10 protein-coding genes are annotated in these 12,966 nt (G+C 62.6%); 4 read left to right on the top strand and 6 right to left on the bottom strand.

Features of this window, described 5'->3' with window-relative positions; genetic code table 11:
* Nucleotides 1-96: 96 nt before the first annotated feature.
* On the top strand, nt 97-1,566 hold the full coding sequence (locus KUG39_RS06475; RefSeq protein WP_216913687.1) for an MFS transporter: 1,470 nt from the start codon (nt 97-99) through the stop codon (nt 1,564-1,566).
* Here KUG39_RS06475 and KUG39_RS06470 read toward each other — a convergent pair.
* Nucleotides 1,560-2,225, bottom strand: a complete 666-nt coding sequence (locus KUG39_RS06470; protein ID WP_216913685.1) for a DUF429 domain-containing protein — start codon at nt 2,223-2,225, stop codon at nt 1,560-1,562. The two genes, KUG39_RS06475 and KUG39_RS06470, sit on opposite strands and share 7 nt — an antisense overlap.
* 844 nt (nt 2,226-3,069) lie before the next feature.
* Nucleotides 3,070-3,810, bottom strand: a complete 741-nt coding sequence (locus KUG39_RS06465; RefSeq protein WP_216918259.1) for a hypothetical protein — start codon at nt 3,808-3,810, stop codon at nt 3,070-3,072.
* 376 nt (nt 3,811-4,186) lie between these two features.
* Between KUG39_RS06465 and KUG39_RS06460 the strand changes: the two genes are divergently transcribed.
* Nucleotides 4,187-5,395, top strand: a complete 1,209-nt coding sequence (locus KUG39_RS06460) for an alpha/beta hydrolase family protein (RefSeq protein ID WP_216913681.1) — start codon at nt 4,187-4,189, stop codon at nt 5,393-5,395.
* Between the two features lie 319 nt (nt 5,396-5,714).
* Here the strand turns inward: KUG39_RS06460 and KUG39_RS06455 are convergent, their stop codons facing one another.
* The 4 genes from KUG39_RS06455 to KUG39_RS06440 all read right to left on the bottom strand — a co-directional run bounded on the left by KUG39_RS06455 (nt 5,715) and on the right by KUG39_RS06440 (nt 11,193).
* The gene (locus KUG39_RS06455) at nt 5,715-8,303 is read right to left on the bottom strand and encodes an AAA family ATPase (protein ID WP_216913680.1); all 2,589 of its coding nucleotides are present in this window, start codon (nt 8,301-8,303) and stop codon (nt 5,715-5,717) included.
* Between the two features lie 126 nt (nt 8,304-8,429).
* Nucleotides 8,430-9,749: a hypothetical protein gene (locus KUG39_RS06450; protein WP_216913679.1), complete on the bottom strand. Its 1,320-nt coding sequence runs from the start codon at nt 9,747-9,749 to the stop codon at nt 8,430-8,432.
* A 246-nt stretch (nt 9,750-9,995) separates the two neighbouring features.
* Complete coding sequence (dcd, locus tag KUG39_RS06445; RefSeq protein ID WP_094584423.1) at nt 9,996-10,589, bottom strand: dCTP deaminase; 594 nt, start codon at nt 10,587-10,589, stop codon at nt 9,996-9,998.
* Nucleotides 10,590-10,593: 4 nt separating this feature from the next.
* A complete protein-coding gene (locus KUG39_RS06440) occupies nt 10,594-11,193 on the bottom strand; it encodes a cob(I)yrinic acid a,c-diamide adenosyltransferase (RefSeq protein WP_216913678.1) in 600 nt (199 codons plus the stop codon).
* A 164-nt stretch (nt 11,194-11,357) separates the two neighbouring features.
* Here KUG39_RS06440 and rph point away from each other — a divergent pair, with 164 nt between their 5' ends.
* Together rph and ntcA are read left to right on the top strand one after the other, a co-directional pair.
* Nucleotides 11,358-12,110: a ribonuclease PH gene (rph, locus tag KUG39_RS06435; RefSeq protein ID WP_216913677.1), complete on the top strand. Its 753-nt coding sequence runs from the start codon at nt 11,358-11,360 to the stop codon at nt 12,108-12,110.
* 142 nt (nt 12,111-12,252) lie between these two features.
* On the top strand, nt 12,253-12,918 hold the full coding sequence (gene ntcA / locus KUG39_RS06430) for a global nitrogen regulator NtcA (RefSeq protein WP_416233167.1): 666 nt from the start codon (nt 12,253-12,255) through the stop codon (nt 12,916-12,918).
* Nucleotides 12,919-12,966: the final 48 nt, after the last annotated feature.

Raw genomic sequence — 12,966 nt, 5'->3', positions numbered from 1 at the left:
AGGTCCTTCTGCCTGCTCACAGCCGAAACCCACGTCGGTAGAACAGCACCGCTGCCAGTATCTGCAGACCATCTGGAGATCAGGGCAACGCCGGCCATGGAACAAGCCAACGCCGCCGTCCAGCGTCCGGGGGAAGCGCCGCCGGCCAATCCCGACCGCTGGTGGACCCTGGCCGCCGTGGAATGCGGCAACTTCGTTGTCTACATGGACGGGTTCATCGTCACCCTCGCCCTGCCGGCGATGGCGCGTCAGTTCGGCGTCGGGCTGCCGGTTCTCAAGTGGGTGATCGTCGCCTACCTGCTCACCGTGACGGTCACCCTGCTGCCGGCCGGACGCCTGGCCGATATCTGGGGACGCCGGCGCATCGTCGTCATCGGCATGGGCGTCCTGGTCGTCACGTCGGTGCTGTGCGCGCTGGCGCCGACGGTGGAGATCCTGATCGGCTTCCGCGTTCTCCAGGGCGTGGGCGGCGGCCTGGTGCTGGCCAACGTGATGGCCGAGATCACCGCCGTCTTCCCGAAGCAGGAGCGACGCAAGGCCATGGCCGTCAATGCCTCGATCCTGGCGCTGGCCCAGGTCACGGGGCTGGTGCTCGGCGGCCTGCTGATCGGCCAGTTCGGCTGGCGCTCCCTTTTTCTGGTGATCCTGGCGGTGAGCCTGGCCGGACTGATCCTCAGCCTCCGGATCCTCAAGGCCCGCCCCCGCAGCCAGGACCGCAGCGCCATGGACTGGACGGGGGCCGTGCTGGCGGTGGTGGCCACCAGCGCTCCCTTCCTGGTGATCGAGCAGCTCTCCCAGGAGGGTCTGAGCCCGGCCAGCCTGGCGATCCTGATGGGCGGCGCGGCGGCTCTGGCCCTGTTCGTGGCGGTGGAGCAGCGCCTGCCGAAACCGCTGCTGACGCTCAGCCTGTTCCGCTCGCGGGCCTTCACCTTCGGCTCGGTGGCCGCCGCCTTCTATTTCGTGGCCGCGGTGGCCTGCTACTTCCTGCTGCCGTTGTACGCGCAACTGGTGCTGGGCCGCACGCCGGTGATGTCGGGCCTGCTGATCGTGCCGCTCTCGCTGGTGCTCACCGCCACGAGCCTGACGGTGAGCAGCCTGGGGGACCGGGCCGGGGCGCGGACCCTGAGCACGGCCGGCATGCTCTGCGTGAGTGCGGGCCTGGTGGGCCTGTCGTGGCTGGGTACGGACGCTGCCGACGCCAGCATCATCGGGCCGCTGGTGCTGCTTGGCATGGGCGGCGGCCTGTTCCATCCCCCCAACAACAGCGCCACGCTCAACACGGTGCCGCCGCAGCACCTCAGCGTGGCCAACGGCTTCCTGTCGACGGCACGCAACTTCGGCCAGGCGATCGGGACGGCGCTGGCGGCCTCCCTGCTCGCCCACGGCCTCGGCGCCGCCGGTGCCGACGCCGCCCTGGCCGGGGAGGTGGGAGCGCGGCTGGGCGGGTCCCAGCTGGAGGCCTTTCTTGGCGCCCAGCAGTTTGCCTTCCGTCTGGCGGCCGCCCTCGGGCTGGTGGGGGCGCTGATCTCCGTTAGCCGCGGGGCCGAGGCCCCGGCGGCTCAGTGAGGCACCACGATCCAGCCGGTCCCCGGTTCGCCGTAGGCCATGCACGGGCCACCGGCCGCGGCGTGCTGGGCTGTTAGCGCGCAGAGGGCGGCATCGATCCAGTCGATGCTGTTGAGCGCTGCCAGGTCGATGCCCTCTCGCTGCAGCAGCTCCCGGCGCTGGGTGCGCTTCTGGGAGGCCTGGGCCTCGCCACCGCGCAGGTGCCAGGTGATGGCGTGGGGGAAGGTTTCGAAGCAGCACGGCCCGTTGATGGGGAGGCGAGCGACCAGGGGATGGGACACCTCAAGGGCCTGATACAGCGCCTCCCCCTGCAGCATCCAGTCGTAGTAGCCGGTGGAGTGGCAGGTGGCGGCCTGGCGGGTGGGCGAGGCGAAGCAGATGATCCCCTGCTGCCTCAGCTCCCGTTCGCAGGATCGGGCGCGGCCATCGCTGCTCCAGCGGCAGGGGGCATCGATGGCGATCACGCTCGCCTGCACCACGGAGCGGCACCAGTGGGCAAGGGCCTCGGCATCGCTGGTGGCCATCTGGGCGGCGTAGGCGCCGCCGGTGAGGGCAACGGCATGGAAGCCCTTGCGGGGACCACCCACGTCGATGCCCACGACAGTGGGGCCGGGGGCATTGGAGGAGTGGGGGGCAGCTGGGGCTTGGAACCTGGTCACATGGTTGAAGATCAACGGCGGGCTGCACTCACCGACATTGACAAAAATCCGATTCCCACCCGCTTTATCTTGACGCTGAAGAGTGGACGGTCAATGCAGAAAGTCCCAGCCACGCCTCTATGCCATAGACAGAGAGGCGCCTTGCAGTGTTCTGAACAACGACAAGGGTTGATGGATCAAGGCATCCTATAGCCTTATACGAAGCGAAATGATTAGCAGGCCGAAGCCCCCGCCCACGAGAAAGCCCAGGAGCCCGCCAAACAAAAGCCCAATCAAACAAATCACTATCGCGAATCCTGCTTGAACTCGCCGTATGTCCCGATTGAGTCGACTGGTCTGCTCTTCAAGCATTCTACGTCTCGAATTCCGCTTCAGCCGGTATTGCACATAATCCTCAGAGCTTGGTCTTTTGGGCTTCAGCAACGTTGATGGCTGCCTCTGAGAGTTAGACCAGTTCTTCTGAAGATTTAACAGTCGCTGTCGAAAGAGCTGGACATTGTCGCCCTTGAAGAGGTCATCACCTCTGGCTTCGCTGGGCTGGTCGACCTTGGATGTGATTGAATCATTCTCTTTGGACTCACCTCGATGAGTCATGTTGAAATCAGATATCCACCAACGGGGAACATTCTGACCCCACTTCATGCGGCGATTACGATCTTCGGATGTCATGCTGATACGTCAACTCGGAAGCGAAGCTTGGCTTCGCCTGGAACGCCTGGATAAGTTGTTAGCCTAACAGACGCTACAGCGCTCGTGCTTAGCCGAAGCTGACCTATTGAGCGAAGCTCCTGAGTCAACGTCAGGCCACTGAGGCTGGGCATCAGAGCCATCTGGGCATCGCAGTTCAGCCTTTGCAGAAGTGATCCAATAACTGAATAGCCCAAGGAGGATTTGCACCTACCGAATAAGCCTCCAACTCAATCGCCTTACTGGACGGTTCACCCTTGTACAAGGGTGAACCAAGTTGATGCTTGAACACCTCTGCAGCGTTGACCTGGATTCCCATCGGCTCGCTATTCTTTCCAAGGCCACCAGCCCGACAAGACTGAGCCACATGGGCTGTTTCGTGAGCCAGAGCTTCAGCCAGAACTCTGCTACCCATCGATACAGTGGAAGGCCGGATTCTGATTTCCGCCGTACCAGGATCCCATTCACCAGCGGCGTGCTCCATCACCTTGTCGCTGATCAGAAGACGTACTCCTTTCCGCTGTAGCCGTGTAACCAACTCGCGAACCGTTCCATGAACCGACAGATTAACTGCTTCCCTATCAGCTCTGCGGGCTTGATCGATGAGTAGCTCTATGTCAGCAGGCGTCTTGATCCACCAAGCGTTTGCAGTAGAGGGGCTGTACTGAGCGAGCCAGTGGGAGACGGCCCTTGGATTTGCCATCAGATAGAGATAGCATCCGACCAGGCCAACGGGAAGTAGCCAAGCAATCAAGATCTTGGCAGGAAGCTGTTGCTTCCTTCTCCTCGGAATTACTGGCTTGTAATGATTTTGCCGCCTTGCCGGCTTGGTTACTGGCCTACCACCTGCTGCAGAATGAGTTTGGCGACGAATCGGATTCCATTTTGAGACACTCATAGGCGCTCCACAGACTGCGCAAACAGCCCGGCCGCCAAGACTTCGGTCGTAGACGACCGATTTGCTATTGCATTGGCGGCACTGGAGGTTCATAGCGAAAGAAAAAACTGCCGTGCGTCAGGCATTTTCCACTGTTAAGGAAGTCTAACTTATTTCATTCATCTAGGGGTGGGACATACAGGCCATGTGGTCATTCCATGGATTTCCATACTAGCTATTCCTATGAAGACGCCGCCAAGCCGAACGGATCCCGCTTCGTATGGCAGACCACACGCCTCAGCCCTCTGGCCCGCCCTGCGCGTGAGAAAGCCGAAGTCCTCGGTGATGATGCAGACCGTGTTGGGTCGTCTTTGCGCGACCGCCGGAGATCGTCTCGATGGGACTCTTCTTTGCAGACCCGCTCTTTGAGCGGTTTGCCGTCCGCGCCCTGTCGCACGCGCTCTATGGGGGTGCTGATTTCGGCGAGTGCTTCGTCACGGCTGCGCAGATCACGCCCGCGGATCCGGACAGCTGGTATCGGGCCTGGACCGCCACCGCTGACCGTGTGTTTCACATCGCCGAATCCTGTGCTGCGGCCGGCCACGCGTTGAGCGCCCGCGAGGCCTACCTGCGGGCCAGCAACTACTACCGCACGTCCTACCTGCCGCTCTTCGGTGCGCCTGTGGACGTCCGGCTGGTGGAGGCCTTCGACCGGGAGGCCAAGGCGTTCGCCAGAGCAGCCGCCCGCATGACGCCAACCGTGGAGGCCGTGGAAATCCCCTACGAGGGCACGAGCCTGCCCGGCTACTTCCACCGTGCCGATGACTCGGGCCAGCCGCGCCCCACGGTGATCGCCACTAACGGCTACGACGCCACCGTGCATGAGGCGCACTTTGCCCATGCCGTGGCCGCCGTGCGCCGCGGCTACCACTGCCTCACCTTCGACGGCCCCGGCCAGGGCCGACCCCTCATCCACCAGGGCCTGGTGTTCCGCCCCGACTGGGAGAACGTGGTGCGCCCGGTTGTCGACTACGCGCTCTCCCGCCCGGAGGTGGACCCGCAGCGGATGGCGCTGATCGGCTGGAGTTTCGGCGGCTATCTGGCGCCCCGTGCAGCCAGCGGGGAGCACCGCCTGGCTGCCTGCATCGCCGACCCCGGCCAGTGGGATCTCCTCGAGGCGTTGCGGGCGAACCTGCCGCTCCCGCCTGCCGTGCGCGAACGCCTACCTGAGATCGCCCCCGCCGATCTCGACGCCCTGCAGAGCCAGATCCGCTCCAATCCATCCCTGCACTGGACCTTCCAGCGGGCCCTCTGGGTGCATGGCCTCGATTCCCTCGCCGATTACTTCCGGATCGCCGGCGACTACAGCCTCAGGGGGCGCGCGGAACAGATCCGCTGCCCCACGCTGGTGGCCTGGGCGGAAGGCGATCCGATCGCGCGCTTCGCGGAGCAGCTGCATGCCGCGCTGCAGTGTCCCCGGACCCTCGTGCGCTTCACCACAGCCGAAGGCGCCGGCGGGCATTGCGAGGAGATGGCGCGTTCACTGTTCCATCAGCGGGCTTACGACTGGCTGGAGGAAGTGTTCACCAGCCCTGCGCCCCGGTGAACGAACATGCCCATTGCCGCGAATCCGCCATGCGTCTTGCTTTCAGGCCTAATCCGCGCATGGCTCTCGGGATTCCAGGATGTTTGGCTTTGATTTGAGCCTTTTTGCGGCACACTTATCAAGTTCTTATTTACACCCGAGACACTACTAGCTAGATGCGTATACATCTCGGGGCCTGTCTATGGAATCTCGCCTGAATATCTGACAATAACATTCAATCAGCTCGACAGCAGAGCAACGCTCCTCTACAGCGATGGGGCGCAGCGGACCGGCCGCTGCAACCGGTTGTTATGCCGGCTTTCCACAACACTGCATCCACTCACCGACGGCTGCGGATCGCGCCGACCCAAGCCTCCAGCCCCTCGATGTCGGCCTTCAGTTCCACCGGCTCGGGCACTGGCGCACGCGCGGCCGGTGCCTGATCGTGGCCAGGCAGCCATTTCGAGCACTTTCCCATCGCAGCATCTAGCGTTCGGCAATCCTCGGCGGTAATATCCGCAATCTTGCCAATCTGCTGCGTCTGAACACCGAAGCGGAACCGCTCGACAGTTCCCGCGAGAAGAACTTCTTCAAGTGCGCGCTCCCAAGCCTCACGCAGTAGGCCGTAAAGATATTTTGCCTCCTTCTCATACGTGGCCTGTTCGCCATCCCGAAAGAGCTTGTCTGCAGCTTGCCATTCCTTCTTCAGGTGTCCAATCTTCTTCTTGATGGGCATCGCCACCCAAGGGAGCTCTTCAGCACAAACACCGGCGCCCTTTGAAAGTTGGCGGACGTGCTGGTCAAGCTGCGTCACGCCCTCTTCCTCGGCGATCTGCTTGAGTAACAGGAGAAAGACGACATCGTGGGTGAACACGATGACCTGCCGACTCTTTGATTCATGCACCAACCGCCGCGCCACTCCCTCGCGCCACCTGTAGTCGAGCGATGACATAGGATCGTCGAACACAATGCCGGAGGGTTCATCGGCGGTGCTGAGTTCCGCGAAAAATGCTGCAATGGACAGGCAGCGTTGCTCGCCCTCACTGACCACTCTAGGTAGATCAACACCGGGCGCACGAGTCAGAAGCAGCTTGTGATAGAGAATGCCCTCGGAGCCGCCGGCTTCCTTCAGTTCGACCTCGATATGACGGAAGCCGAGACTATCAAGCTCGTTCCTAAAGCTATCTTTCAACTTCTGAGTCACGGATGTCTTCGTCACGGAAGTGCTCTTCTGCGTTATCCCTTTTGTGGCCGTGTCATTCACACACAGTCCGTAGGCCGCGAGTCGCTTCTTGCGATCGATCTCGCTCATGATTAATGGCACCTGCTGAGCGAGCAGCTTGCGAGCACGGAGTTCTTGGACCTTGGCGGTCATAGCAAGCGTGTCAGCGCTTCCGCTGGCTCGGAGGGACTCGACTCGAGCCTCGGTCTGGCGTACAAGTGCTTCGACTTCAAGAGCAGCTGGCGCAACCGATGGACAATCAGGGGCCAGATCCTTGTCTTCGGTCAGTGCGAACGCGACGGCCTCGCGGCGCTTCTCATTTGCCACAAGCGCGGCACTTATCGCATCCGCGAGTGCTTCGTTCTCGAATCGGATTTCCTTGAGCATCTCGGCGACTGCCTCGGTCGTGATATCAACAGTGAGCAAGTGGCTTCGCATCCCCGCGAAGGTTCCCGTGGCCTGCCGTAGTTCGCGCTCCACCGTGGAGACCACGAACGCCTCAAACTGGAGGAACCTTTGCACGGAAGCATCGTCGAGGGCCCTCTGGCACAGCACACAATGCGCGCTGCCGTCCACGACGGGAAAAGCTTGGCTCGGATACGCTTGCTCCTGCGAGAAGCGCCTAGCCGCCTCCCAAAGCTCCTTCCACGGTTCGGAACCCGTACCAGCGAGTACGGAGACTGGGAACGTCGCGTCGCGGATCCTTTTGGCTTCTGCGGCCTTACGCCGGACCTCGGTTCGCGCGTCGAAGGCGGCCTTGACAGCCTCCGCGGAAAGCGCCGCCTCCACTTCCGTGAGGTGCCGAGCCAGTGCCTTCACACGTACTGCGCGAAGGCTCAATGCGCGGATTAGCATTTCGGGATCGTTGGCCTGCAGGTCCAGCAGTGACTTCTCGAGTAGGACCAGTTGTTCCTGCTCCTCGCCAGACAGGTTTGCGATCTCGTGGACGGCTTCAGGAGACGTGAGTGAGTTGATGCTCGCAAGGAACTTGGCCACCGCAGTACCATTCGGAACCTGCGGCAGCAGAGCTGCAAGTGGACTGACCGCCAAGGCGCGTTGGTCGCTCTCAAGATTTACGCGAACGGCCCTGCACGCCTGGACAAGCTTGTCGAACAGGTCCAGTCCGAAGGGCCGGAACGCAACGTCCGTCTTCTCGGTTAGGTAGACGGCTGCGCACTGTGTGTCGAACACACTGACCCGAGCAATGAACGCATCCTCGCCACCCCCTGCCCACTCCCGGGGTTCCGGATCTGCCCCCACCGTGTACTTGATCGACACTTCGACGGACGGTGGTGCCGTGCCGGTGACGACGTTCCCCAGGATCTGCTCCTGACCCCTGGCGCGACAAGCACTCTTGAGAATCCGGATATACCCCGTCTTTCCAGCGGCATTATCGCCGTAGACAACCGTGAGAGCGGGCGCGAGATTGAGCTTCTGATCTTCCGCGAGGGCGTTCACACCACGGCGATGGAAGATGGAGACCAGCGAGACTGCTGGACTATTCGCGACGGTCTTGGGCAGGTGCTCCCTACCTAGCGGCAGAGCGTCTTGGGGTTCGGAGAGGCCATGCGTGCTCTTGCAGACGTCCGTCAAAATCCGGATGTCATCCTCCGAGAGCTCGCCATGTAGAACGAGGCGGCGCAGCGCATTCCGTTGCCAAGCCGGTCGGTCCTGGGACCACTCAAGGAGTTCGTCGAGAACAGTCACCTTCGCATCACCGAGTTGATCTGGAACTGAAGTAGCGGCTTAGAGGAATAACTCTCGTGATCAGTGGCGAGCAGAAATCATGGCGTTTGTCCGGACATGATCGCCTCCACCTTCGGAATCGCGATGTTAACCACCGACCCCAAAGGGCGCGCTTGATGCTATCAATACTGACCTGGCTACAAACTCCATCAATTCAATATCATGCACTAGGTCATCAGCTTCTTTTGAGAAAGGCAAAAGCTGGAGGATATCTTCCGAAGAGTTACTTTTGGTGTGAACAATGCCACAGCGAATATCATAGATCCGCACTGCAGCATCCGCTCTTAAGTCGAGACTCAAATCAGGATTTGCAATTGGAATCCTATGATACTGCGACTTTGAACTATAGAACCCCTTCCGGTCTTCGTCAGACGAGAGAAAGTTTCTCAGCTCTTGCGGATCAACACACTCATTGACTGTGGCCTTGAGCTGTTGCACCTCTGAGCCAAGGCTGCCTGTTCTGCTGCCTTGGATAGTTATCAGCAGTCGCCCAATATCGGCTTCGCGATCACCACGAAAAGTGGGGTCTTTTAAGATAGTTCTGAGTTTCCTTCTAGCTTCTGCCTCTGCATATACTGGGAAATAGAACTCGACAACTTGATAAAAGGCGAGGAACTGTAGAAGTGGCATTCCAGAAGCGCTACGGCCATACCAATACAGTGATGCTGGTGCTTCATCGTACTCATTTTTCGGATACTCAAGTGCTGTAGAGAGGTCAGTGCGATACCTGCTCCTACGCTGGCGCTTTCGTCGGCGCTCCCTCTCTAGATGAACTGGTATGCCCGTCATCATATCGATCTGAAAGAACAAAGCGTCAGCTATTTTTAGGAGCAGCTTGAGTGATTCGTCATGATTGCTAATGTTGCATCCAGAAAGTGTGATAGTGAGTCGACTATATCTTCCTGCCAGTGCCATAAATGAATCACTTGCAGGTCCAATGCGAATGTTCGGAAGACCAATCGCTGAAGCTGGCAGACTTATCTCGACATCTGAAATATCAAAAGACTCACGCCCCCCAGCACTGCCGAAGAGACGGCGAAAAGCAAAGGAAGTAGGAGTAAGGCCCACCCCAACTGGACGGAGCGCGGCCTCAATAGTGCGATTGGCATACGATGCAATCGCTTCATACTGTCGCAGAAAGACATAGTTCTCGAAGTCGAAAGCAAGAAGCTTATTGATATCATCCGCACTCAAGAGTATGACCGGGCGAGTGCTGCGCGACGACTTGATATCCAACCTTAGCCAAGACGACCCACCCTCAATCGGAGCCTCCTTGACACTCAGACCAGCCTGTAAAGCACGCTCTTTTAGGACAGCTCCAGCAGCGACGAATTCTGCCTCTTGTCGTTCATCAGGCGTTAGTTCCTCAAGTTCCAGTTCAAGATCGACATCATCGCTGCGTGTCATTACAAAGCTCCTGTTGTGTGGCTAATGCTTTGTTCAAAGGTTCCGATATCCACCCTCATCCAAGTTCCGCAGCCGTAAAAAACGTCGATCTTGAGCAGGCCATTTCGCCGGAACCGTTGTGCCGGAGACAATGAGCGCCATGGACTCGCCCCGGCCACACGATCTAGACGGACCCGACAACCACTTGTCCGATACGCTACAGAAGTCCCTTCCATCCCCTCGCAGATCCATCCCTCCATTCCCCACCTAAACCTTCGCCAGCGTCACCCGCTCGGGCTGGTGCTGGTACTTGCCCTGGCGGTCGTTGTAGGTGGTGGCGCAGGGGTCGCCCTCGAAGAACAGCAGCTGGCAGATGCCTTCGCCAGCGTAGATGCGGCAGTCGGCACCGGAGGAATTGCTGAACTCCAGGGTGAGGTGGCCCTCCCAGCCGGCTTCGGCGGGGGTGGTGTTCACGATGATGCCCAGCCGCGCGTAGGTGCTCTTGCCCAGACAGATCACCGTGATGTTCGACGGCACCTTCATCTTCTCCAGCGCCACCCCCAGCCCGTAGGAATGGGCCGGCAGGATGAAGTAATCGCCGTCCTCGTCGCTGTGCATCGGCGCCGGCTCCAGGTTCGCCGGGTTGAACCGCTTCGGGTTCATCACCGTGCCGGGCACATGGCGGAAGATCAGGAACTCCTTCGGCGACAGCCGCAGGTCGTACCCATACGACGAGCACCCGAAGCTCAGCACCGGCCCGGTGCGGCCCTCCGGATCCAGGTGGCGCACCAGCGTCGGCTGGAACGGCTCCAGCATCCCGGCCGCGGCCTGTTCGTTGATCCAGTGGTCGTTCTTGAGCATGGCGTCAGCCGCCGCGGCGCAACTGGGTGACCTGATCGGCCATCGCCATCAGGCTGGCCGGCATCGAGGGGCCCGTCAGGATGACATCCAGATGGGCCGGCCGCTGTTCAAGCGCCTCGATCACCGCCTCGGCGCTCAGATACCCCAGGGCGATCGCCAGGCCCAGCTCATCGAGCACCAGCAGATCCAGATCCCCCTTCAGCAGCCGCTCGCGGCTCACCTCCCACACCTCCGCCACCGCTTCGAGCGCCTCCTCGGCCGTGGCCCCCTCCTCCCCTTGGGACCCCGGCGGCCCATCGAGGCAGTGGGGCGTGCCCGGCCGCAGCCACTCCAGCCGGCCGCACAGCGTCAGGCTGCCCGCCGGCCCCTGCTCCACGCCCCCCTTGAGGAACTGGCTCACCAGAACCCGGCTGCCCAGCCCGGCGCTGCGCAGGGCCTGGCTGAACACCGCCGCGAAGCTGCCCCGGAACGGCGCCGTGTGGATCTGCAGCAGCCCCTCCGGCTGGCTCACCAGCCTCAGCGGCGGCACCAGGGCCAGCGGCTCGGTGCGCGCCGGGGTGGCCGTGCGCCGGGGGTGACCGGGGTCGATGAGGCTGGCGGTCATGGACACCCCACGGAAGCGTTGGTGTGAAAGGTCCGGACGGATCGCCCCGGCCGCTCACCTCCCGAATGTAGCGGCCCTCGCCAGCCCGGCACACCATCGGTAGTGGCTGGGAACAGACGTACCACCGGCGCCACCTACGCTGGCCCGGCTCCGCCAAAGGCCGCGTGACCACTCCCGCCGACGCCCCCCGCAACGACGGCCGCGCCGCCGATGCCCTGCGCCCGGTGGCCGTCGACTGGGACCCGATGGGCTTCGCCCTCAGCTCGGTGCTCTTCGCCGCCGGCCGCACCCGCGTGCTCTGCAGCGTCTGCCTCGACCCCGAGGTGCCCCGTTGGCGCAAGGGCTCCGGCAGCGGCTGGCTCAGCGCCGAATACCGCCTGCTGCCCGCCTCCACCCCCAGCCGCCAGGGGCGCGAGCTGATGAAGCTCTCCGGCCGCACCCAGGAGATCCAGCGCCTCATCGGCCGCAGCCTGCGGGCCGCCCTTGATCTGGAGGCCCTCGGCGAGCGCACCCTGCTGGTCGACTGCGACGTGCTCCAGGCCGACGCCGGCACCCGCACCGCCTCGATCACCGGCGCCTGGATCGCCCTGGCCGCCGCCCTGGAGCGCCTCCAGCACCAGGGTGTGCTGGCCGCCTCGCCCCTGCGCCAGCAGGTGTCGGCCGTGTCGGTGGGCCTGGTGGATGGCCGGGCCCTGCTGGATCTGGACTACTCCGAGGATTCCAGCGCCGAGGTCGACCTCAACGTGGTGATGGACGAGCAGGGCCGGCTGCTGGAGATCCAGGGCACCGCCGAGGGCGCCCCCTTTTCACGCTCCCGCCTCGACGCCCTGCTGGATCTGGCCGAACCGGGCCTGCGTGACCTGCAGGAGGCCCAGCGCCAGGCCCTGGCTGTGGCGCCAGGCACCACGACCGGCTAAAGAGTGTCATTGGCTACATGGATCGGCCAGACCGATCCATAGGTTCATCACCAATCGCCACGCCTTGATGGTCGGCGCTACGCGTGGCTTCAGCCGCTACCCCAGCAGCCCTTCCAGCGGATCCCCCGGCTCCGTGACCCCCATGGGCGCCCCCGGCGCCCTGGCCACCACCCTGCTGGACGTGATCCGCGGCCTGGCCGGCAGCAGCGTCGAGACCATCGAGCGCGGCAAGACGATCTTCTTCCCCGGCGACCCGGCCGAGCGGGTCTACCTGCTGCGGCGCGGCGCCGTGCGCCTCTCGCGCGTCTACGAGTCGGGCGAGGAGATCACCGTGGCCCTGCTGCGCGAGAACAGCCTCTTCGGGGTGCTCTCCCTGCTCACCGGCCAGCGCTCCGACCGCTTCTATCACGCCATCGCCTTCACCCGGGTGGAGATGGTCACGGCCCCGGCCACCTCGGTGCGGCGCGCCATCGAGCAGGACGCCAGCGTCGGCCTGCTGCTGCTGCAGGGCCTCTCCTCCCGCATCCTCCAGACCGAGACCATGATCGAGACCCTCACCCACCGGGACATGTCCTCCCGGCTGGTGAGCTTCCTGCTCGTGCTCTGCCGCGACTTCGGCGTTCCCGGCGCCGAGGGGATCACCATCGACCTGCGCCTCTCCCACCAGGCCATCGCCGAGGCGATCGGCTCCACCCGCGTCACCATCACCCGCCTCCTTGGCGACCTGCGCAACGACGGCCTGGTCCAGATCGACCGCAAGAAGATCACCGTCTTCGATCCCATCGCCCTGGCCAAGCGGTTCAGCTGAGATTCAGCGGATCGGCTGGCCCCGGCCGGGTGCCGTGAGGCCACCGGC

Source organism: Synechococcus sp. CCAP 1479/10 (genome assembly GCF_019038515.1).
Lineage (GTDB): Bacteria > Cyanobacteriota > Cyanobacteriia > PCC-6307 > Cyanobiaceae > Cyanobium.
The sequence above is the reverse complement of the archived record's forward strand: the minus strand, read 5'-3'. Positions and strand labels throughout refer to the sequence as shown.

Bases quoted from the DNA above. Each gene is read 5' to 3' on its own strand.
- dcd (WP_094584423.1), bottom strand. From the start codon at position 10,589: ATGCTCAAGAACGACCACTGGATCAACGAACAGGCCGCGGCCGGGATG.
- KUG39_RS06440 (WP_216913678.1), bottom strand. From the start codon at position 11,193: ATGACCGCCAGCCTCATCGACCCCGGTCACCCCCGGCGCACGGCCACC.
- ntcA (WP_416233167.1), top strand. From the start codon at position 12,253: ATGGGCGCCCCCGGCGCCCTGGCCACCACCCTGCTGGACGTGATCCGC.
- KUG39_RS06450 (WP_216913679.1), bottom strand. From the start codon at position 9,749: ATGACACGCAGCGATGATGTCGATCTTGAACTGGAACTTGAGGAACTA.
- KUG39_RS06465 (WP_216918259.1), bottom strand. From the start codon at position 3,810: ATGAGTGTCTCAAAATGGAATCCGATTCGTCGCCAAACTCATTCTGCA.
- KUG39_RS06460 (WP_216913681.1), top strand. From the start codon at position 4,187: ATGGGACTCTTCTTTGCAGACCCGCTCTTTGAGCGGTTTGCCGTCCGC.
- KUG39_RS06475 (WP_216913687.1), top strand. From the start codon at position 97: ATGGAACAAGCCAACGCCGCCGTCCAGCGTCCGGGGGAAGCGCCGCCG.